This window comes from Bradyrhizobium sp. 22, from assembly GCF_000482425.1.
Classification (GTDB): domain Bacteria; phylum Pseudomonadota; class Alphaproteobacteria; order Rhizobiales; family Xanthobacteraceae; genus Bradyrhizobium; species Bradyrhizobium japonicum_B.
Window position 1 is genome coordinate 145,662 of sequence record NZ_KI519400.1, and the last position, 22,317, is coordinate 167,978.

At 57.0% G+C, this 22,317-nt stretch carries 19 protein-coding genes and 1 pseudogene; 6 read left to right on the plus strand and 14 right to left on the minus strand.

The annotated features are described in order from the left end of the window. Positions 1-12: 12 nt before the first annotated feature. From istB to K410_RS0126120, 8 genes and pseudogenes are all read right to left on the minus strand, one after another. Positions 13-780 (minus strand): IS21-like element IS1631 family helper ATPase IstB, encoded by a 768-nt coding sequence (gene istB, locus K410_RS0126085; protein ID WP_028133017.1) that lies wholly within the window; start codon positions 778-780, stop codon positions 13-15. Beyond that, the gene (gene istA / locus K410_RS0126090) at positions 758-2,491 is read right to left on the minus strand and encodes an IS21 family transposase (protein WP_155253689.1); all 1,734 of its coding nucleotides are present in this window, start codon (positions 2,489-2,491) and stop codon (positions 758-760) included. The genes istB and istA overlap by 23 nt, the downstream gene beginning before the upstream one ends. A gap of 134 nt (positions 2,492-2,625) precedes the next feature. Beyond that, a pseudogene (locus K410_RS39810) lies at positions 2,626-2,818 on the minus strand (GDP-mannose 4,6-dehydratase); the annotation flags it as partial. 379 nt (positions 2,819-3,197) lie between these two features. Continuing rightward, complete coding sequence (locus K410_RS37235; protein ID WP_049820306.1) at positions 3,198-4,160, minus strand: NAD-dependent epimerase/dehydratase family protein; 963 nt, start codon at positions 4,158-4,160, stop codon at positions 3,198-3,200. Continuing rightward, positions 4,157-5,377 (minus strand): glycosyltransferase family 4 protein, encoded by a 1,221-nt coding sequence (locus K410_RS0126100; RefSeq protein ID WP_028137606.1) that lies wholly within the window; start codon positions 5,375-5,377, stop codon positions 4,157-4,159. The genes K410_RS37235 and K410_RS0126100 overlap by 4 nt, the downstream gene beginning before the upstream one ends. Positions 5,378-5,807: 430 nt before the next feature. Further along, on the minus strand, positions 5,808-6,911 hold the full coding sequence (locus tag K410_RS0126110) for a DegT/DnrJ/EryC1/StrS family aminotransferase (protein ID WP_028137607.1): 1,104 nt from the start codon (positions 6,909-6,911) through the stop codon (positions 5,808-5,810). Positions 6,912-6,915: 4 nt separating this feature from the next. After that, a complete protein-coding gene (locus K410_RS0126115; RefSeq protein WP_028137608.1) occupies positions 6,916-7,383 on the minus strand; it encodes an acyltransferase in 468 nt (155 codons plus the stop codon). Continuing rightward, entirely contained in the window at positions 7,380-8,441 is a 1,062-nt protein-coding gene (locus tag K410_RS0126120; RefSeq protein ID WP_028137609.1) for a Gfo/Idh/MocA family protein, read from the minus strand. Before K410_RS0126120 ends, K410_RS0126115 begins: the two co-directional genes overlap by 4 nt. 399 nt (positions 8,442-8,840) lie before the next feature. Between K410_RS0126120 and K410_RS0126125 the strand changes: the two genes are divergently transcribed. From K410_RS0126125 to K410_RS37240, 4 genes are all read left to right on the plus strand, one after another. Next, positions 8,841-9,683: a GumC domain-containing protein gene (locus K410_RS0126125; protein ID WP_155253690.1), complete on the plus strand. Its 843-nt coding sequence runs from the start codon at positions 8,841-8,843 to the stop codon at positions 9,681-9,683. 36 nt (positions 9,684-9,719) lie between these two features. After that, positions 9,720-11,021, plus strand: a complete 1,302-nt coding sequence (locus tag K410_RS0126130; RefSeq protein WP_028137611.1) for a hypothetical protein — start codon at positions 9,720-9,722, stop codon at positions 11,019-11,021. Between the two features lie 667 nt (positions 11,022-11,688). Continuing rightward, positions 11,689-12,882 carry a CgeB family protein gene (locus tag K410_RS0126135; RefSeq protein WP_028137612.1) on the plus strand — a complete coding sequence of 398 codons (1,194 nt, stop codon included), beginning with the start codon at positions 11,689-11,691 and terminating at the stop codon, positions 12,880-12,882. Next, complete coding sequence (locus tag K410_RS37240) at positions 12,879-13,670, plus strand: class I SAM-dependent methyltransferase (RefSeq protein ID WP_080672246.1); 792 nt, start codon at positions 12,879-12,881, stop codon at positions 13,668-13,670. Before K410_RS0126135 ends, K410_RS37240 begins: the two co-directional genes overlap by 4 nt. Before the next feature lie 42 nt (positions 13,671-13,712). On the opposite strand, the gene K410_RS37245 is transcribed toward K410_RS37240, so the two are convergent. From K410_RS37245 to K410_RS0126170, 6 genes are all read right to left on the minus strand, one after another. Beyond that, complete coding sequence (locus K410_RS37245) at positions 13,713-14,906, minus strand: glycosyltransferase family 4 protein (RefSeq protein ID WP_049820309.1); 1,194 nt, start codon at positions 14,904-14,906, stop codon at positions 13,713-13,715. An 8-nt stretch (positions 14,907-14,914) separates the two neighbouring features. After that, positions 14,915-16,021: a DegT/DnrJ/EryC1/StrS family aminotransferase gene (locus K410_RS0126150; RefSeq protein ID WP_028137613.1), complete on the minus strand. Its 1,107-nt coding sequence runs from the start codon at positions 16,019-16,021 to the stop codon at positions 14,915-14,917. Further along, the gene (locus K410_RS37250; RefSeq protein ID WP_049820310.1) at positions 16,018-16,431 is read right to left on the minus strand and encodes a cupin domain-containing protein; all 414 of its coding nucleotides are present in this window, start codon (positions 16,429-16,431) and stop codon (positions 16,018-16,020) included. Before K410_RS37250 ends, K410_RS0126150 begins: the two co-directional genes overlap by 4 nt. Positions 16,432-16,460: 29 nt before the next feature. After that, positions 16,461-17,363 carry a hypothetical protein gene (locus K410_RS0126160; protein ID WP_433994215.1) on the minus strand — a complete coding sequence of 301 codons (903 nt, stop codon included), beginning with the start codon at positions 17,361-17,363 and terminating at the stop codon, positions 16,461-16,463. A gap of 182 nt (positions 17,364-17,545) precedes the next feature. Continuing rightward, positions 17,546-18,355: a class I SAM-dependent methyltransferase gene (locus tag K410_RS0126165; protein ID WP_155253692.1), complete on the minus strand. Its 810-nt coding sequence runs from the start codon at positions 18,353-18,355 to the stop codon at positions 17,546-17,548. A 221-nt stretch (positions 18,356-18,576) separates the two neighbouring features. After that, positions 18,577-20,103, minus strand: a complete 1,527-nt coding sequence (locus K410_RS0126170) for an MATE family efflux transporter (protein ID WP_155253693.1) — start codon at positions 20,101-20,103, stop codon at positions 18,577-18,579. Here K410_RS0126170 and K410_RS39815 point away from each other — a divergent pair. Together K410_RS39815 and K410_RS0126180 are read left to right on the plus strand one after the other, a co-directional pair. Further along, positions 20,045-20,833: a hypothetical protein gene (locus K410_RS39815; protein ID WP_155253694.1), complete on the plus strand. Its 789-nt coding sequence runs from the start codon at positions 20,045-20,047 to the stop codon at positions 20,831-20,833. The genes K410_RS0126170 and K410_RS39815 overlap by 59 nt on opposite strands. A gap of 100 nt (positions 20,834-20,933) precedes the next feature. Continuing rightward, positions 20,934-22,304: a hypothetical protein gene (locus K410_RS0126180; protein ID WP_155253695.1), complete on the plus strand. Its 1,371-nt coding sequence runs from the start codon at positions 20,934-20,936 to the stop codon at positions 22,302-22,304. The last annotated feature ends 13 nt before the right edge of the window (positions 22,305-22,317 follow it).

The following is a 22,317-nucleotide window of genomic DNA, read 5'->3' on the forward strand; positions in this document are numbered from 1 at the left end:
AGAAGTGGATTGTTAGTTTGACATTGTTTCGCGGGCAAGAGCTTCAGCGGCCTCTTTGAGCCGATAGCTGCGTCCGTCGAACTCAAGCAGATGGCAATGATGCATCAGGCGATCGAGGATCGTCGTGCTCATGGTGTTGTCCCCCAGGTATGTCCCCCAATCCTGCACGACGCGATTGGAGGTGACGATGACGCTGCGGTGCAGTTTGTAGCGCTGATGGATCAGGGTCTGCAGCAAGGCGCCGGCGTCGTCAGGGATGGCGCGTGCGAGGAACAGATCGTCCAGCACGAGGAGATCGCAGTCGATGATGGTTCGCAGGCGGGCCTCGCGCTGCGCCGGGGAGTTCAGGGCGTAGCGGTGGAAGAAGTCGTCGGTCTCAAGATACTGGACCTTGTGGCTTTGCAGGATCGCCTGATAGGCAATCGCCTTGGCGATGTGGGACTTCCCGGTGCCAGGTTTGCCGACGAGCAGCGCGTTCTCGCCGGCGGCAATGAACGCCAGGGTGTGGAGCTGGAAGCAGGTTTGGCGCGGCAATTTGGGATTGAAGGACCAGTCGAACTCGGCGAGCGTCAGTTTTTCGTCGAGTCCGGATTGCCGGTATCGTCGCTCGATAAGGCGGGACTGACGACGGTCCAGTTCGTCCTGCAGGATCAGGGAGAAGGTCTCGAGGAATGGCTGGTTGGCGCCCTGCGCCTGCAGCACGCGCGTCTGCAGCGTGTCTCGGACGCCTGACAGGCGCAGCTGTCGCAGGCAACGCTCAATTTCCGGCATGGTCATCATGTGGCTGGGTCTCCAGTTTGAGGTGAGAAGGCGCAGCGGGAGCGCTCGTGGCGCCGGAGCTGGCCGGGGTTGCGCAGGCGACACGAGCGCGGCTGTCGTGGGCCTCGGCCTGCCGGCCATTGTTGCCGGCATCGTGCCGCACAGCGTGGCTGAAGAGGTCGCCGTATTCGGCGGCGGCGCGGATCAGCGGATGATCCTGGGTGAGCGGCGATGCCGGCTGTGGCGTCGCTCCAACCTGCGCGATCGCCTGTTCGAACAACCGCTCGACGGTCGCAAGCACATGCTTGTAACGGTAGATGCGGTTGCCGATGGCGTGCGCGCAGGCTTGCTCGACCAGCCATGCCGGATATTTCCGGCTCAGCCCGACAATGCCCCACATCGCGCGCTGTCCGGGGCGCCCCTCGGTGTCGAACACTTGCTGGCACAGCGCCCTGGTCTGCGGCCCGATGCGCTCGGCGCTCGCCAGCAGCACGGCGGTTTGCCGCGACGGATTGAACGGCCGTTCGCTGGTCGGCAGGACGACAGAACCGGGGTGCGTCGTCCGGGAATGAACACGCAGCAGCGCATGGGTGTGGCGATCACGGATCTCGATCGTGGAGGCGTAGATCAGCACCACGACTTGACTGCCGATGGGTGCAGGCCGCGCGGCGTAATAGCTGCTATCAACACGCACGGTGGTATCGTCGCAGACGGTCCGAACGACCTCGGTGAAGATGCGGAAGGCAGCCACTGGCAACGGCCGCAGGTGTGGCTTCTCCTCCTGGAACATCGCCTCGACCTGACGACGCGTGCTGCCGTGGATGCGCTTGGAGGCCCAATTCTCCTCCCAGTGCCTCAAGAACTCGTTCTGGGCTTCCAGTGTCTCGAAGCGCCCTCCGGCCAGCGCGGTGCCCTGGGTATGTTGAATAGCACTCTCGACGCATCCTTTCCGATTGGGATCGGCTACCCGCGCGGGATCGGCGACCACGGCGTAATGAGCCAGCATCGCGCTGTAAATCGGGTTGAGCTCGGGCTCGTACAAATCCGGCTTGAGGACGCCTTCCTTCAGATTGTCGAGCACGACATAGCTCGGCACCCCGCCAAAATACCGGAACGCCTCTTCGTGGAGCTGCGCCCAGATTTGCTGGCTCGACTTCCAGACCACCCGCCGGAAGCTACGCCGCGAGTAGCGCAGCGTCATCACGAACAGGCGCGGACGACGGTACCGCCCGCTCTTCGGATCAACCGTCGGCGCCCCCTCGCCATAGTCGACCTGAGCTTCCTCGCCGGGGAGGAACTCAAGCCGATCAAACTGCTCGGGATCGGCGTGCCGCAACGTGCGCACAAACCGCTTGACGCTCTGGTAGCTGGACAGAAAGCCAAATTGATCGACCAGGTCCTGGTAAATCGCCTGCGCGTTCCGCTTCAGGCGGACCTGTTCTTCGATCCACGTCCGATGCGCTTCGCAAGCCGAACGGGCTAGGCTGCTGGTGACCGTCGCTTCCGATGCCCCAAAAGCCGGTGGTCGGGGTGGGGGAATTTGGCTGTCCCCGCTCGCCGAGCCGGTGGTCACCTCCCCGGGGGAATTTGCCTCCGCACCAGCCCGCAGCGCTCGGTAACGCCGGATCGTCTTGCGATCGATCCCCGTCAGCCTGTGGATCTCGCGCTGGCTGGCGTTGCGATCGAGTAATGTAAATACAGTGCTTTGCAGGTGTGGCTTCAAGACGTTCAACTCCCAGTCCCCTTGCTGGATAAAAGGGGACGAAAATAAACGTCCTGCCGGACCGGCTACCGCTGTTCAGCGGCGCTGCCGGCGATCATCAGGTGGGGGAGTTTCAAGTGACCATACCCGGGGGATTTTGACCGACCCACGGGGGCCAGGAACGGCACGTTGCCCGAAATACGGATCCTGATAGAGATGATCGACCCGCGCGGTGTTGAACGATGACGCTCGTCGCTTTATACCGTGCACTATATAGCCGAGTGACAGCAGGTATTCGGCGAGATATGCGCCGTCCTGTCCGGTAACGCCGGTGACAAGAGCAACCCGCTCCTTCATACCAAACCCATTTTTTGATCCATTCGACGGGAGCTCACACTGACGTAAGTGTCTGGGCGGCTCATCGAACGACCCCCGTGACCCTTCCTGACCGTATCGGGTGACCGGGTCAATCCCGAAGAGAACCCACTCGCGGGCCATGCTCTCGGGCCGAGCCCGATTGGGGTCGCTCGGCCTCTGATGAGTACCTGAGCCTGACGTGCAATCCCTCTCCGGAAAGTAGGTCTTGAAGGAGAAGGTCCAGCTACAATGCAACGCGACCGAAGGCGCTGATGGACCGGAGCAGCTCCTTGGCCCAAGTCACGCAAGAGCAAACGCGCGGTCGGATCCGCGGATCAGAAAGAAGGCTGTCATTGATTTGCAGGAACAAGATCCGCGACTACACTGGACTGGCGGTGGGATCGAAGGAACCAGACGGTTGCAGCAATGCCATCTTCAATCCTTCGTTCATCGTCACCGTTGGCTTCCATCCCATCGATAGAGCCGCCGATATGTCGATTTCCATTGAGCCTACTATGCTGTCGCGCAACTCGGGTCGAGTCACACGAAATGCGAGCTCCAACAGCCTCACAGAAACCGGCAGTAAACATACCCGCCTACTCATTGCTCCCGCAATACGAGCGATGAACTCTGGCGTTGAAATCTGCTCATCGTCAGCAACAAGATAAATCTGAAGTCCATTCTTGTCAGAACGAAGGAGAGTCTCGATGAACGATCCCAAGTTGTGAACACCGATGAAGGCACGCCTGTTGCGAATTGACGCGAACGGAAGGGGGAGCCCCAGATCGATTGCCTTCACCAAATTCTTAAAGTTGCCAACCGCGCCAGCGCCGTAAACGAGTGGTGGCCTTACTATAGAGATCTTCATTTCGCATTGATTAGAAATGGTCTTCAGACCGGCCTCTGCGCGAGCTTTTGACAGCCCGTAAGCTCCGCGAGGAGCGAGTTCATCCGCTTCGGTAAACGCGCTTCGGCCATCCGTACAACCGCCATTTACCAGCACAGTGCTAAGGAAAACAAATGTCCGGACCCGTGCGCGCGCTGCGCTGCGTGCAAGCCGCAGAGTTCCTTCAACATTGATCGAGTCGTATAAGTCAGCCGCGCGCTCACGAGGATGATGGACTCTGGCAGCCAGGTGAACAACGGCGTCAACACCAGCGAGAGCCGCCTGCCAATCGGTTTCTGGACCGATCGAGCCGACCACGACCTCACCGTCCCGGCCTTCCGGACGGCGCACGGCGCGACGCACTGACCAGCCGTCGCGCGTCAGCATTGGCGCGAGATGGCGGCCGATAAAGCCGTTTGACCCGGTAACCAGCACCACTGGTTTGCTTTCGCTCATTTTGGCTCCGGTACTCTAGGAGAGCACAGCAGTTCACCAACCAGATCGGCATAAGCGTTCATAGCAGCGTGACGATCGAATTTAGAAGCTACCTGCACGGCACGCTCAGCCATCGCTTTGTCGTCACTGCGAAACGCCGTTCGGATCGCTTCCGCCAGTTGTTCAGGCTCTCCAGGCCCCACGACCCAGCCCAGCCGATCTTCCACTAAGGTCAGCGCGGCCTCTGCGTCGGGCTCGGAGACCAGAATGACCGGCCGACCGATAGCCAAGAGATTGTAGAAGCGGCTCGGAACCGAAACGCCCGTGACGTTCTTTCGGTAGGGGATTATCCAAACGTCAGCAGCGGCAAGAAATGTCTCGAGCTCCGCGTCTTCAACACGCCCCACCAAGGTAACGTTCGGCAAGCCCCACTCGGCTTGTAGCTGCTTCAACCGCTCGAAGCCGATGCCCCAACCAGAGAGGAGGAAATGGATCTCAGTCTCTTGCCGCAACAATCGTGCTGCCTCGAATACGATCTCCGGATCATGCGTAAAGCCGAGATTGCCGGACAGGCCGACAACAAAGCGCGCTTTAATCACGCGGCGGAAGGGATTCTCAAAGCTAACGGGGCGCAGGAAGGGAACAATCGTGGCCCAATTCGGAATGAAACGGACCTTCCCGTGCTTCACCCCACGATAGCTCACTATCCGGGCTTCGGCATCGCGGCCAATGATGATAACTGCATCGAGCGCGCGAAACATCCAAGCGTTCGCCGCACGGATCAAGGCGGTCACGATAGAATGGGGCTTCAACAGACCCGCCATGACGAGCACATCAGGAAAGAGATCGTGCATGATCAGCGCAGACCGGGCGCGCCTCAACTTCGCGGCCGCAGCAACGGCGTAAGGTAGCATAAAGGGCGCTGTCACAGTGAGCACAACGTCTCCGCGCCGCAACTCCTTTGTGAGGGCCACAAACGTTCGCAGAGCAAACAGGACCTCGGCCGACGCGCGCCGGACTAGCGCCGCCTTTTCTGTGATCCGACTCTTGACCGAAATCACGTGTGGCTTGCCCGGTCCGTTCAGAGCGCCAGGCAGGCCCCCAGGAGTACCCGACAACACGACAACCTGATGGTCTCGCGCAAGGCGACACGCAATGTCAGACATAATAGACGCCGTTGTACTATGGTCCGGCGGGTAATGCTGGCTTGCTACGACGACCTTCCCTGTAGAATGCATCAGAGGCTGCCGATATCACTTCGCAAAGCGTCGTTACGGAGAACAACGGTCACGCACTACCGAATTCCAGAACAGCATCCGTCAGGATGCTCGTGACTATGGGGCCTATCGTCTCCCCAATCGCGTGCCGAGCGGCAAAATGCATTTGAAGCAATGTCGGCATCAGCGACTCCATCTTAACATTCGGCAATCGTGATGCCGCAGGCCGCGGAGCCCGCACAACATCGCTCACAAGAACACCTCAATAGCAGACTCAAAATATCCTTCTCGACCCTTCAATTCTGTTACCAGTTCCTCACTGAAACAGTAAATACGTAGAGACGCTCGGTGACGGCGCGACGCGTGTCAACACTCACGGCGACCTTTAATCGTAGTTGTACAACATGCCTCAATGAGCAACTAAGTGCCGCACAGATCTATTGAGCGCATCTCAGGAACTAAAATCGCGAACCAGGTTCACGACCTCTTCCTGTTGTTCACGAGTGATCTCGGCAAACATCGGGAGCGAAAGGATCTTGTTCTGATCATCAAATGCCCTCGGAAACTGCTCAGAACGATGACCAAAGCGCTTGTAAGCAGGCAAGAACGGCAAGGCAGTAGGGTAGTTTATGGCCGTATGAATACCGTTCGCACTTAGGTAAGAGGCTAGAGCATCTCGGTTTGGGTGTTTGATCGTATACAGATGATAAACATGAACTCGGCCGGCGGCAACATGAGGCGTTTGCAGGCCCTTGATCTGATTTAGTGCCGCATCATAAAATCTTGCGGCCTCCTGGCGCGCCCTCGTCCACTCCGCCAGATGCGGCAACTTGGCAGACAAAATAGCAGCCTGCAAACCATCCAGCCGGCTGTTGATCCCCTCGATCTGGTGCTGATGCTTTACTAACCCGCCATGGCGAGCGAGCATCGCGACGTGCTCGGCAAGAGCCGCATCGTTAGTGACCACTGCGCCCGCATCGCCCATCGCACCGAGATTCTTGCCCGGGTAAAAGGAATAGGTTGCCACGTTACCGAACGTCCCGACCGCCCTTCCCTTGAATTGCGCTAAATGCGCCTGTGCGCAATCTTCGATCACCCACAATCCGTGCTTCCTCGCGATTCCCATAATCGCGTCCATATCAGCCGGCTGACCATAAAGGTGAACTGGAATGATCCCAACCGTGCGCGGCGTGATCGAGGCTTCGATTGCCGCCGGATCGATTGTGAAGGTAACGCCATCCGTGTCGCAGAATTTGATCGTTGCACCGGCATGAGTGATCATCGCGGAAGTCGAAATCCACGAATGGGCCGTGGTGATAATCTCATCGCCCGGCCTCACTTTCAGCGCTGCCATTGCCAGATAAAGCGCATCCGTTCCGTTGGCGCAGGACACACAATGCTCGACGGATGCACTCTTGGCAAACTCGCGCTCGAAAGACTCCACATACGGGCCGCGGATGAAAGCACTATCGCGGATCACGTCGGCCATTGCGGCGTCGATCTCGCGCTTGATGGTCTGATATTGAAGCTGAAGGTCAGCAAAGGGAACGACCATGCCTCTATTTCCCCGAGATGAGTAGCCGGGCCGGATTACCCACGTAGGTACCGGATACCATGATGTTTTTGGTCACGACAGCGCCAGCACCGATCACAACCTCGTCGACAATCTGCACCGGCATGATGGTCGCATTCGAGCCGATGGACACTCGATTCCCGACCTTGGTCTCGCGCCACAGTTCTTTTCGGCCTCTCGCGGGACCGCCACGTGCAAAAGTGTCGTTAATAAACATCACACCGTGGCCAATGAAGCAATCCACGCCTACAGTTACGAGCTCACAGATGAAACTATGCGATTGCACACGCGTCCGCGCGCCGATCACCACTCCGTTCTGGATTTCGGTAAACGGCCCGATGAAGCAGTTGTCGCCAATCGTGCAGCCATAGAGATTACAGGGTTCAACTACCTTCACCCCAGCGCCAAATGCGACGTCGCGGATGCCGGCCTGAGCCAGTTTCGGACTGCTCATGAGGGGACGCCAAGTCGACTGCGACGCGGCACGAAGCGGAGCGACACTTCCTGTCCAGTCTCTATGGATTCGTAGAGCGCCGAAATCAGCTCCAGGCTCTTGCGGCCCTGAAATCCATCGACGAGTGCGGCCCCGCGCTCGGCCAAACATTCGACGACATGCTCATAATAAGCTTGGTGGCCGAAGCCGTAGACGTTGGGTGGATTAACAGAGAACTTTTCAATTACTTCTTTATCCGATGGCAGTTGATCGACAAAGCGCCAATGCCGAATCTGATTCATTGCAAAGCCCCCGACCTCCACGGTTCCCTTCTCCCCGAGGATCGACAGCGAGCCTTCAATGTCGGTGGGACGCGCAGCGGTGGTGGCCTCGATGATACCAAGAGCACCATTGCGAAACTTCAGAGTTGCCACTGCAGTATCTTCTGTTTCGATCTTCACAAGGGCAGTACTGCTGCGCGCATGGACGCTCACGACGTCTCCAAAAAACCACTCGAGCATATCAATGTGGTGGCTGGCCTGATTGGTAAGCACACCGCCATCAAAAGCCCATGTGCCGCGCCAGGCGTCCTGATCGTAGTAAGCCTGCTCCCTGCACCAGCGCACGCGGACCGTGCCGAGCACGAGCTTCCCGAATCGGCCGGCTTCAAGCGCTTCGCGCGCCTTGACGATCGGAACATTGAAGCGATTCTGCTTCACGACGAACAGCTTCACCCCTGCCTCGTCACAAGCTCGGATCATGTCGTCCGCGTCCTGCAGCCGCAGCGCCATCGGCTTTTCGACCACGACGTGCTTGCCCGCGCGAGCGCAGGCGATCGCATGCTGCGGGTGCAGGCCACTAGGCGTCAGCACGGCAACCGCATCGACGTCCTTGCGTGAGAGCAACTCGTCGGGTTCATAGCAGGCGGAAACGCCGAACTTGGAAGCGATCGCATCCGCCCGCTCTCGCTCTCTATCGCAGACCGCGACCAGCTCGGCGCCTTTGATGTGGCCGCCCCCCAAGAGGTCGGAGTGACGCTTGGAAATACGCCCGCACCCTAGCAGGCCGAATTTGATCATTAAAGCCTTCCCTGCTGATCATCATCGCCCGCTGGACCAACGAGAGCCTCAACGATAGCTAGCGATCCGGCCACGAGCGTGCGGGTTGCGGAACGACGCGTGATCTATATGGACAAAAGCAACAGGAAATCAAGCAATTTAAGGCTGCCACTCCCCCATCTCCGAACAGTGTAACGGCAGCCATCGGGGAGAACTGGCGCGTCGGGCTGCTCATTCACTAGAATTTCGAAGGAACTCCGCCCGGAAGGGGCGACCGTGGACTTGGAATGAAGCTTCAGCTAAGAATTATTTCCGAATGAAGCCTTCGAAATCTGTAGTTGTAGAGCGATTTCAGTGAGAGCTGACGAATTCAAGATGGTCGGATGGACTCTCCATAGCTTACCGGTGCGGACTTCCTTCGTGGTCGCAGCGGGAACGTTTTTGATCCTCTGTGTAGTCATTTTCCTGACGCGACCGCACTATGTTGTACAATCACTGCTTGAAATCGGCTTTTCAACCGTCGACGGCAGACAGGACCCGATCGAATCTCCCGAGCAGGTCGCGCGGCAGATTGCCGGCCCCTATCTTTCTTCGGCCATCGTGACCGTTGCCAACAGCGGCGCATCAGCTCCGAAACCACTTCAAGCCCTACGCGCCGAGGCTATCGGACGATCGATCACTATCCAGAACACCATACCCGCAGAGCTCGAAAAGAACGCGAAAGAACTTCAGCAGATCATTCTAGACAAAGTGATCCAGGACCGCGCGCCTTTTCTGAAGACGTTGAAGGAAAGGCGGAAAATCCGAATAGAATCCGCGCGTCACCTCCTGCGAGCGCTGCAGGAACAGCGCGACTTGATCGAACGACAAGTGAAGAACGCGGGGCTTCTTGAAATTGAACTCCGAAGCGAGTCTGCTAGGATACCTGCTGATTCGTCCCCGCAACAGCAATTGCAAGATCGCCGTCAAGACCGAAAGCTTGAATTACCGACAGCATCGCTGGTTTCTCTCGCCTCTGTCCAGTTCAGCTTGGCCAGCCTGCTCATTCAGACTGACAAGCAGATCGAGGACCAGTTGAGGACCGTATCACTCATTGAAAGCGAACAGGCACCAGAGACGCGCATCCTGAGTCCTCCCGCTCTGATCCCGGCGCCGGTGGGACCGAATCGGCTCTATCTAATTGTTGCTGCGCTAGTGGTATCCGCGCTCTTTGGATTCGGAGCTGCAGCTCTGATGCATAACCTGTACGGCTCAAGGCCATGAAGGCGGTCGGGGAAGATAGCGCTTGATGCTGCGATCATGACCGAAAGCACGGATACGATCAGCTACGACGTGAGGGCAAGCTGGCTCGCGGGCCCAGGGCCAACATTCCTGATCTACCTGCACGTTATCATAAGCTGCTTATCAATGGTCTACGTCTTGGAGCACTATCAGTCATTCTTCAAGATATCCTTCGAGACCGACCGGTTTTATGACGCCGCTCTGTCCATATTGATCGTAGCCTTGATTTCGCCGCTCTTCACGCTCGCGAGATTTAGCTTCGGCTATATCATCGGCTTCTATTTCTACACAATGATACTTGGCTTTATTTGGTTGAGCTACTTCACCCCGCTGAACTACGATCACTTCCTGGCTCGCGTGTCCGCGGTTCTTTCTCTGACCGGCTTTCTGCTGCCGGTGCTCTTTATTACCTTGCCGCTCAAGCCGGTCTACGAAATGTCGGAACGGTCACTTGAGCGCATACTGTATGCGATCCTCATTCTTGCCGCGGGCGTGATCGTATCCGGAGCTACATACAATTTTAGACTAGTATCACTTTTCGATATCTATAATTTTCGAGGCGAGTTGCAGCTTCCCACCACCCTTCAATACCTGATCGGAATATGCACTGGCGCGCTTTTACCCTTTGCTTTTGCGTGCTTCGCGATGAGGCGCAACTATGGGCGGATGGCGATCGTGTTGGTTTTGCTTCTGCTCCTCTACCCGATTACGCTTAGCAAAGTGACTCTGTTTGCCCCCGCTTGGCTTCTCGGCGTAGCGGTTCTATCGATGGCTTTCGAGGCGAGAATCGCATCAATCCTCTCGCTAATGCTGCCCATGCTGGGCGGACTGGTACTGATTTCATGGTTCCAAGAAGGAGCGATGCTGTACTTCGGCAGCGTCAACTTCCGAATGATCGCAATCCCGGCGAGTGCGTTAGACTATTACAGCGAATTCTTTTCGAGGAATGAGCTCACCTATTTTTGCCAAATCTCGCTTCTGAAGCCGCTGGCGAACTGCCCGTATACTGATCAACTTTCGATCATTATGGCCCGAGCCTACAATGTAGGTAATTTCAACGGCTCGCTGTTTACAACTGAAGGCGTGGCATCGGTAGGATTGAAGCTTGCCCCATTATCGGCGCTTGCATGCGGACTCGTAATCGCTTTCGGCAACTGTCTGTCGGCTCACCTGCCTTTCCGCTTCGTTCTTATGTCCGGCGCGATCTTACCGCAGGTCTTCCTCAACGTGCCGCTTACCACCACATTGCTCTCCAACGGAGCGGCCCTCCTCTTTCTGCTTTGGTATTTGGTTCCTAACAAGATCTTTGAACCGAAGTAAACCTAATCGCGCCCCGGGACGCTTGCCTGCCTCGCCTATTGACGGTCAGAACACCGGCCCCTATTGCGGAGCACGATCAGCAATAGTATTTCATCCAATCCCGACCTTCTGTAAGACATCGCTTGAACCTGCGGTCTGTATCCGCCATTTCTTCGAGGCAGGCTTCCTTCAAAGTGAGAGTTGATCCAGAACTTCGAATTCATAGCGTTCAGGTCACCGGACGTGCAGGCTTCATCGGCCATAATCTGGAGCATGCCAGGTGGGTGGCGGTGTTGTTTTCCGTGCCCGAGCACGACGTCGTTCAGCCCCACAATGAGTGCGACAACCGCAACGTGGTCGACCTGATCCGCGACTCGATGAACCGCCCATCCGGCCGGGACAAGGGCTTCCTGGCGAGCTTGTCCTCATGCCCGGCTGGGACTGCCCGGACCTCCCGTTCGTTTACGGGCTATCTCGCCGGTCGCTCCGGTCACGACTACCGCGGTGCGAGCAGGGCGGGCGATGAACTCGGCAGCCACGGTGACACTGAGCTCAAAAGCAAGATCGAGCGGACGGTTCGTTGGCACCTTGATCACGAGAGGAGTGACGGCGGGAGGCCACCACCAGCGGAGCCTACAAGGTCTGGATTGAGGGCAATTAGGGTTGTCGCACTGCAGTCTGATTGCCCATGCGTATCCTAGTGCTCAATACCGACTATCCGCGCTTTCTTTTGTGGTTCTACCAGCGCCAACCTGAGCTCGAACAGGCCTCCTACGACGTGCAGATGGCGGCGCGGAATGCCAGCCTGTTCGGCGTCGCCGACTTCTACTCGAGAAATTTCGCAGGCCTTAAGCACTCGGCAGCGGAGATCCACGTTAACAATCCATTCCTGCAGACCGCCTGGGCCCGCGCGCACGGCATGGCGATCAAAGCTCCCGAATCGGTAGGCAGCGGAGAGCGGCGTACCCTTCCGAACTGGCTCGAGCGCTCCGTCAAGCCGTTCAAGCCGCTCTTGAGGCCGCTCGCCCGCAGGATTGGCCTCAGCCCATCGTTGGACGAGCAGGCGGTAAAGATCCTCCTTGCCCAGATCGAAGACTTCAGGCCCGACGTGGTACTTAACCAGGATGTCTTTCACGTCGACACCCGACTTGCGCAGCGCATCAAGAGCATCGGCAACCCGGTACTGATCGGCCAGGTCGGAATAGAGCCGTCGCGCGGTCATGACTGGTCGGCCTACGATCTGATGATCTCGCAGTTGCCGAAAACCGTAAGGTTGTTCCGAGCCCTCGGTGTTTCCGCCGAGGTCAATCACCTCGCATTCGAGCCGGCCATTCTCGAAGTATTGCCCGCAGCACCTGCGCTGGACACAGACATATCCTTTGTCGGAACCGTTTCCGTCGACCACCAGCAGCGAATTGCGCTCCTGGAGGCGGTCGCCCAGCGCTACAATCTCAAGCTATGGGGAAACCGGCCACAGACTCTGCCAGCCTCGTCGCCGCTTCATCGCTGCTTCCAGGGCGAAGTATGGGGCGCGGACATGTATCAGGTATTGCGCCGATCCCGCATCACCCTCAATTCACATATTGATCTCGCCGGGCAGGAGGCCGGCAATATGCGACTGTTCGAGGCCACAGGCGTGGGCACGTTTTTGCTAACCGACTTCAAGGATAACCTGGATACGCTGTTTACCCCGGAGCTCGAAGTCGCGACATGGCACAGCATCGATGATTGCTTGGCTAAGATCGCCCGTTACATCGAGGACGACGACGCCAGGGCAGAAATCGCTCGCGCCGGTCAGGACAGGACCTTGGCGCAGCATACCTACCGCCAGCGCGTTACCGAAATCCTCGGATTCACTGCGGACATACAGGCGCGGCGATGAAGCTTCCCGGTCCCGTTAGACAGGTTGGCAAGCGCATCATCCAGGCGACTCCCATCCTGCGTCGGCACGTTCTGGCATCCACAGACTACCGCCTGCTCAGCGGGCCGGAAGAGGCGCGAGCCATGGCGGGTTGGACCAGCGGATGGTTTGGTGCGCGCACCGTAGCACGGCAGGAGCGCGCCTACGCGAGATTGCTTGCCGCGATGCACCGCGGCGAACCGCGGATCGATTTTCAGGTGGCAATCGAGACTGTTGCCGCGACCGGCATTGCCAATCCGAGCCTGCTTGAGGTCGGATGCGGCAGCGGTTACTATTGCGAAGTATTCGCGACCCTTCTACCAGGACGCGTCCGCTACACCGGCGTCGACTATTCGAAAGCCATGATCACGCGGGCTCGCGCGCACTATCCGTCGGCCGCCTTCGAATTCGGAGACGCCACACGCCTACCCTATGGCGACAATACGTTCGACATCGTGTTCAACGGTGTCTCTCTCCTGCACATCGTCGACTATCAGGCGGCGGTGCACCAGGCTGCACGGGTCGCGTCGCGCTACTGTGTGCTGCACACCGTGCCCGTTCATCAGCACCAGACGATGTTCCTCAGCAAGTATGCGTATGGCGGACCAGTCGCCGAGATCATATTTAATAAGAAGGAGTTGATCTCGTTGTGCGTAAGCGCCGGGCTCCGCCTTGAGCACGAATGGCCATGCATCCCCTACGACGTCCACGACGTGACGGGGCATCACTCGACGACCGAGACCTACCTTTTTTCGAAGCAGGCCCGCTGATCGGATCCGGACACCGGAAAGCAACTCCTGGGCCTCGGGCGACTACTTCCAGCAGGAGCGCTGCGCCTCGAACGCGTCGAGGATATTAAATACGCCGCTCACGAATTCGCGGCCCGTCCATTTGGCTGCACGTATCTTTCCACGCTCGATCAATTGAACCCGCAGCGATGCATCGGTCAGCACCCGCGTGATGGCTTCAGCGATGGCGGCCGGGCTCGCCGGATCGACCAGAATTGCCGCGTCGCCCAATTGTTCTTCGGCGCCCCGGTAGTTCGAGACGATCGCGGGACATCCCAGCGCAAACGCCTCGAGGGGCGGTAGGTTTTCCGGACCAGAAAAGGACGGGTAGACCAGCGCACGTGCATTTTGGTACAGCGCAATCAGATTACCCGTGGGGACGAAGCCGAGAAAGATCACTTTGTGCAAAATGCCGAGCTCGGCGGCGCAGCGCTCAACGAAAGCGCGATTACCCTTGTCCGATCCGGCCAGAACAAGCGCAGGTGCGGTAGGGTCCTCATTCAGAACAAGTCGCAGTGCCTTCAACAGATTGATGTGGTTCTTGTGCGGCCAGAATTGGGCTGGGTAAAATAAGTAGTTCTTTGGAACGTCAGGCGGCAGCACTTGCGGCACGGCAGTCATCGATGCTCGTAAGGCGAAGCTCGGGGTAGGATGCGGCAAAATCGCGATATGCTCCTCGGGGACACCGAAGTATCCAACGATCTCATCCTTGCCTACACGCGTGCCCACGATGATTGAGGTTGCTCGACGCAGATGGCGCGTCAAAAACAGTTCCCGATGATCCCAGGTCCAATTCGCGCTGACTTCGGGAAACCAGGGGTGTGTGATATGCTGAACATCCCAGACGGTGGTGATGTAGGGAGTATCATATGTCTCGTAGGTCCCGCCCGGGAGCCAAACGATGTCTATGCCAAGCGAGGTGACTTGCCGCTCGAGCCGGCTAGCTCGGTGCCAGAAATAGCCGAAGATCGGCAAATAGTGGCGCAGCAACGAGGTTGCGCGGTCGAGTAAGGACGACGCGCTGCTCGCAACGATGGTCACGTTTTTGGCCAGCTTGCGCCCGCGGATCGAATCCGCGTAAGCATCAGGTGCCAGCACCGTGAAGCGGTGCGGACTTTCGGCGGCAAGACCAAAAAGAGCGTCAGCGACATCGTGGATGAAGGTAAACCCACCTCCAGCCTGCGGCTCAATATCGCGCAGAACCACAGCGACGTGCATCTGAAAAATCAGTTCCTTGCAGCGACGATCGCGTCGCGAACCAATTCTAGCTTCTCGTCGGACAAGGTTGGTGAGGACGGCAGATAGAGGCCGGTTTCCCACAGCCTGTCGGCAACAGGACAGTCATCTAAGCGAAACCCGGGAAGTTTCCTCAAGACAGGCTGGCGATTCATCGGGCAGAAGAAGGTACGCGTTTCGATGTTCGCCTGCGCAAGCCTGCTGGCCAGCTCGTCCCTGCTCAAGCCAAACTCGGGTTCCACTGTTACTGCGTACATCCAGTAGACATTCTTGGCCCAGTTGAGCTCCAAGGGCAGCCGAAGGCCCGGCACCTCCGCTAATAACTCATTATACTTGGCGGCCACCCGGCGTTTCTTGCCGATGATCGTGTCGATCTTTTCCAGCTGGGCGAGTCCCATCGCCGCCTGATAGCTTGTCATACGGAAGTTGTAGCCTGCCACATCGTGGCGGAAACGGGGTTTGGTGAAGCCCAGGTTGCGCAGCAGACGGAGCCGCTCGGCTAAACGGTCATCATTGGTGACCACCATGCCGCCCTCTCCGGTGGTGATCACCTTGTTCGCGTAGAAGCTGTAGCAGGCCATATCGCCGAAACTACCGGTCATGCGCCCCCTCACAGTCGCACCGTGAGATTCGGCACAGTCCTCAATCACGAAAAGGCCATGGCGCCTCGCAATGTCCATCAACTGATCCATGTCGACTGGATGGCCGAACAGATGGACCGGAATAATTGCCTTCGTATGCGGCGTTATCAATGATTCTAGAAGATTAAGATCTAGGTTCCAAGTCACATTCTCTGAGTCAACAGGAACCGGCATCGCATTGTTGTGGTAGACCCCGAGTGCAGTCGCAATATTTGTACTGGCGCTGATCAGGACCTCATCCCCCGATCCAATTCCGACAGCATCAACAGCGAGGTGAAGGGCGGTCGTGCCGCTAGTCACCGCTATGCCGTGCTTGCAGCCGCAATAAGCCGCGAACCCCTGCTCGAAGCGATCCAGATAGGTGCCGAAGTTTCCGGAAATCTCACCTCGGCGCAACGCATCCGTGACATAGGCGATCTCCGTATCGCCAATCATTGGCTCAAAAACTGGGATCATTGCTTAACTCTTATGTCGACCTTGTCTCGCTCGGCTCCGAGGAACGGACCCTGCTTGACGCTCACGCATTGCATCGTCTCGATCACTCGCACCGAGTGCGCGCCATCAATAAGTAGGATTGCATCGCCTTGCCGTAGAATGACCTCGCGAAACCGCTCCCCGCTATCGGAAAAGAAATCTACTGCGATGACGCCCCTCTGAACGACGAACATCTGCTGCAAATCGTTGATCGTTCGTTTGATCTGCGGATGATAGTGCGGCGTCTCAATGAAACTCGCCTCGTGCGCGAGGAGACCGAACTGAAAGGATGATTCCATTGGGGAGAAAAATATGGTCTTTTCGACGGAAGTATCGGCCCAGATGATCTCGGCATATCGTCTGCCATCGCGCTCAACTACCTCGAAAGCCATTCGGCACCCCCAATTCTTCAGCAAGGAGATCAATTCAGATCGCGGAGTCGGACAACCGCATTCCGTTCAAGATCGAAAACCAGCATTTCCGAAATGGCATGCAGGCGGGCCGCCCCCGAGAGGAATGTCAGGTTTCCATTCTCATCTCGGGATTCACGGAACTGCGATTCCACATAACCTTCTTCGGCGGTCAACTCCTTCTGGCCATTGAGCCGATCTAGCCGGATGAAGAAGGCATTGTTGCCGGCATTGTTGGAGCCTACAAACGCATAGCCTTTGCGGCGACCAAGTTCAACCAGCGCCTTGAGAGAGGCGCCCCAGTATAGTTGGGAACTATGGGCACGGGCGCGCACGAAATTCTTCTGGTACGGGACGGTCACCGCGTGCCGCGCACCAAAAACGCTATTGTATTCTGCCACAACAAGGACCGGACTTATGACGTCGATTTTTTCCCAAATCCAGTAGTCATTTCCATCGATATCGATGCTGAGCAGACCTATCTCGCCGGAAACGCCCGCACTCCGGATGATGTCATTGATATTGTCAGCGTCGATGAACGCGTCAACCGCTGTGAGATTGTGACGCCAATAGATTGAACTGTTGCGCACCCTGCGGATGTTGGAGGAGGAGCCGTCTATGATCAGCCCCCTCCAATTATCGTTGAGGACAAGAAAGCGCGTATTGGCCTCATCATAAGACTCGACGCCGAACTCGACAAAAGTGTGGTTCTGCGGCGCAATTTGTGCCTTTCTGACCAAATATTGGATGATGCCGTCCTCGCCAAATTGAGAGAATACCTTGAACTCGGCTATCCGAATATCATCAAGCGTTCCCAAACTTGCGATTTGCGAAACCAGCGCCTTTGCCGCCAGAACCTTCGCATCGTGAACGTGCTGGCTGATTGTTGGCAATCCGCGTCCATAGACATCCACCAAATGTTGGACTCTTCGCACCCAACGCATTCAAATCGTTCCACCCCGTCAAGCCTGGAAATGTCAAAACGCTTCAGGATCCGCTGATTACCGCAAGGGTAAAGTCACTGCAACCCAAAACGTGTGGCGCCCGGCAGCGGCAAGCTATTCGTTGAGCGCCAGCGGTCAAATGGTAATCCACGCTATTTCCAGTCAAATTCATCGAGAACGCCATCGGCATTCGCGCAACGCCAATAAGCCTCGATGCGGTCATTAGCCATTAATTCTACAGGGTATCTCTGCTGCTTGACGCGAACGTGCCGAAACCGCTCCTGCAACAACGAGCGCAGGTCGTCAATGGTCTGGAATATCTGCAAGTGATCCGGCCCTTCCGGACCAATGCTTTCAGAACCGCAAAATACGCCTTGAGGAGCAAGCGCCGAGGAAATCTTTTCCAGGACAGCAGAAGAGCCTTCGCGTGTGAAATGTCCGATGGCACCATCGAAGATAATCACGTCGTATCCCAAACGAGGAAATGGCTCATTCACCGCATCAAGTCGGCGATAGCTGATATTCACCGCACCGTTGTGCGTCGTTGCGTAGCTGATGGCACTTTCTTCGATGTCGATGGCATCGACAAGAGCAGATCGAGGAGCATAGAAGCGCTTGGTAAAACTGCCATCGCCACAACCGATATCTAGCACATTGTCGCCCTCTCGGATGATCTCGGCTGAAAGGAATGCCCGCGTGAAGGCGTAAATACCCTGTCCCAGATCGCCATTGAGCAGTCCGAAAAAGGCGCCGGAATGAATGCTAAAATGCGGCTCGCCGTAGACCTGCCAAGCCCACTGACGGCGAAACATGCTACGGTAGTATTTGGCCAACAGGCCCTTCGCAAAAATTTCCCGGATCTCGGATCCGAAAAGCGCCACCTCAGCAAGATGGGCCAGTTTACGCGCAATTGGATTAGCGCGGATCGTCCTCGCAATTGCCGATTTGGTTGATCTGCTCATTTCCACTTGACGGGTTCCCTCGACTGCAGCCCAGGGCTGGCAATTCGGGTGCCAGCGATGCGATGCCAGTGGTAACGGAACGAGCGCGAGCGCACAATGCCCCTAATATTCGATCTATCCAATTGATGAAATTGGATAATTCATAAATGAAGGAGCGCTACACCGCCAAAGCGATAAGTCTTGAACGGAATGCGTTCGGTGCCGTTCCTCGTCTCCTCGGATCAGTGAGGGATAAATGCAACAAGCTTTTCCCGAAACGCCCTATTGAGCAAAGGAGATGCAACCATTCCCATCGCAATCAACCAAGTGGCACATTCCACGAGAAAATGGACCATACCCATGCCAGGCACGAGGTGTCTGATAACTCCCCCCAGCGCCCAACCCAGCACGAGAATGACTATCATTCCTACTATCAGAAACGACGCGTGGGCTAGCGGACGTTTGAGTACCTCCTTGGCAACGAGAGAGAACAGGATTCCCGCTTGAGCCACAATGTCGCTCGCCACCAGCGCGATTGCGGCCCCCAAAGGTCCAAATGGTGGAATTAACAAGAACGAAAGCGTAGCGAAAATCGCCAACTGCAGGGATTTCGTCTTCAGCAGCAAATTACCTCGATTGCTATAATTCGCGTAGTTGAGGGCCAGCAATGCCGGTAAGCCGACGCATGAGCCAAGAAGCAATGTCGCAGTCAGGGTCCCGTTATGGGGAACGGCTCCGTGGGTCCAAATCGTAAAGAAGTCCTGCCAAAAAGCCAACGCACCAGCAGTGGTAGCCGCGGCGAAGGCCATCAGAACAGCCGACCCTCTCGCATACAGCCTATTAAGACTGTCGCGAGATCCAACGGAGTGATCATATCCAAGCTCAGCGGCCAGTGGAAGAGACATCTGAAAGGAAAGCCCTCTCAACAAGGCAGCAATCGTGCGCGTTAATCCCCATTGAGCGATTGCAGTGCGGTCCGAAACAAACGCGCCAATCAGAAGAATAGAAACGTAACTGAGCCCGATCTCGGTGAAGTTCATAACTCCAAACGGCAAAGCTCCTGCAAATTGCTTTACGACCCACCGAAGAGAACTTTCTGAGCCCCCACTATTCTTCAAAAAGGGAAAATGCCGACGTACATCAATCGTTAGAATATACAGCGTCGTCGCGATCTGGCCAACGACGTAAGCGACGACGACGACGAGCAAATTTCCGGTCGTCACCACTCCGACGATCTGGCCGATCTGGGCGATCAGCATTCCAAAGGTCTGGACGTTCACGATGCGCTGATAACGTCCGCTCGCGCGATAGAGGGCCGCGGCCAGATTGACCGGCAATGTCACGACCATACCGACAGTCATGACGGCGAATTCCAGATCGAAGTGCGGCTCGGAGCCGAAACCTAACACCTTCGATGGTGGGAAACTCAGAATTCCGATGAGAAGAAGGACAGTGAGAAATGCCGCGAACCACACGAAAATCGGCAGTGCTGCCCGATAGTATCGACCGGCTTTGAGATCTGTATCTTGTTGCGCCCTGAATGAAAGAAACTGGTTTAGAGTCCAGGCATGCAAGCCAGCATCAGCAGCAAACACAAGACTACCGGCGGCAAAAAGCGTCAGCCATGCGGAGAGAGTGTCGCTTCCCCAATATCTCAAAAAGAGTGGGATCAGAACGATTTGCTGCGTCAGGGAAACCAGCAGCTGAAAGATGTTCGCCGACCATCCTCCAAAAATGCGCAGAGCTCGGCTGGAAATCGAGGGCTTCACGCTTTCGCCATATGTGCCACCTCGCATCAATAGCATTCCGAAAAAACGCTATCGGCTTGCGGGCCCGATGAAGCGGAGATTGCGCTCAAAGTTTGATGATCAGACAGCCTCAAAGCTCGATGTTCATGATGAGGCCAAAATATACTTGGATTTTCATCCCAGTTGGGGTTATCCGTCATTGTTCATCGGAACCCTAACATTGTTTGCCCGAGCAACCTCCTGCGACGTGTCCCCCCGCAACCAGCCAATTCGCCTAGCCGGATATGCTTCGCGAACACGTCCAGCCTCAACGATCCTTGATCCCATCGAAATTTCCGTGGTTCTGCTTGAGGGCTTCGCACAGCGTTGCCTGATGTTTTCTTTCGACCTGCTGTTCGTCGGTTCTGAGCTTGAGAAGATCCACAACAAGCTAGCCAAGCTGGCGTTTCGACCCGCAGAAATTGTTCTTCTGGCCTCTCACAACCACTTTGCACCTGCGACCGATCACACCTATTCGGCCGTTCGCATTCTCGAAGCAAATTTCGTCCACGATCTTGCCGCAGCCTCAGACGGGCTGGTCTTGTACATGCTCCAGCAAGAACGGACGAATGCAACGCTGAAACTATTTCAAGGACAACTTAATCAATCTGTCAACCGCCGCCGCTATTGGCATTTCCGACAGTTAGTCGCAGTGATGGGTTGCAGCTCACCAATACTGGATGGTCCCCAATCCACGCGGGCCAAAGAATGAGCTTGCGACGCTCATGCTGCTCCGCGCCACGAAGAGCGGTACGCCCGGCCGCCATTTGCGGCAACTCTGTTGAACTGCAGCCTTTGGTTTGACTTACGCGATGAGCAAAGAGCTGGTCAATACAACAATGGCACATTTAAAAGGTCAGCTGGAGTCGTCGGCGAAATTGCTTGCACGTGCCGCCTCATGCGAGGTGACCCCGCGAGACCGGCCGGTCCGGCTAGCGGGCTATCTATCGCGCGAGGCGACATCGACCGTCCTCGACCCGATCGAGATTTCGGTCGTTCTGCTAGAATGCTCCGGACAGCGCTGCCTGATCTTCAGCTTCGACCTCATGATAATCGGAACGGAGCTTCAGAATCTGATCATCGAGAAACTTCACCGGATAGGATTCCAGCCCGATGAGGTCATGCTCCTAGCGTCGCACACGCACAGCGCTCCGGCAACCGATCAGGCTTGCGCGCGTCTCGGAATTCCGGAAGTCGAATTCGTCGGCGAGGTGGCCGAGGCCACGGAAAACCTGGTGCGCGGGCTTGGGCGCCAGCAGCCCGCCGAGATTAACTTGGAGGTATTTCGGGGGCGGCTGGAGCATTCCATCAACCGCCGCCGCTATTGGCCATTTCCGACCTTTGGACGTACCTACGGCTTCAGGCTGACGAGCATGAGCTTTGCACCAAACCCGTCAGGTCCCAAGGACGAATGCGCTACGGTTGCGCTGCTTCGCAAAGTCGATGATGGACAAGTACTCGGCATGCTCTGGCACTACACCTGTCATCCGACGGCGGTGGTTCCGGACAATGTCATTAGCGCAGATTATCCCGGGGTCGTGCGCCGCGCACTGCGAGAGCGCTTTGGCGAAATACCATGCGTGTTTGCGCAAGGTTTTTGCGGCGACGTCCGACCGAACATGCCGGCCTCGCAGCGTGCCGGCATGCGCGAGCGGCTTCGCCGGGTGATCCGCACTATTGCATCGGGTCCAACGTTTCCTCCCCCTTCGGTGAAGGACTGGATGTACTGGAGCCAAAGCCTGGCTGCAGCAGTCTGCGACATCGTCGAGGGGAGCCCGGCCAGGCGGCTGTCACCCTCTGCCTTGCGAACCGGATCAGCCCAAATCCCGCTTGGCGAGTTTTTTGCGGGGGCAGCTCCTGACAAGCTGCTGGCTGTCCAGCTCGTCCAGATCGGCGAAGAGCTCGAAATCGTTGCGCTGTCAGCGGAACCCTGCGTCGACTGGGAGCGTATCCTAGATCAAGCCGTCCCACGACCGGCGGGCCGGATCAGGCTTTATGCAGGTTACCTTGGCGCGCTGTTCGGCTATCTTCCCACCGCGGCACAGATTCCGGAAGGTGGCTACGAGGTGGAGGGATTTCAGCCCTTGTTTGGCCTAGGCGGCCGCTTCAACCCAGAGACGATCGCTCCATCCGTGATTAAGGGCATGCGGCGCGCGTTTGGAGACCTCAATCGAAGCCGATGATCCCTAGGATTGG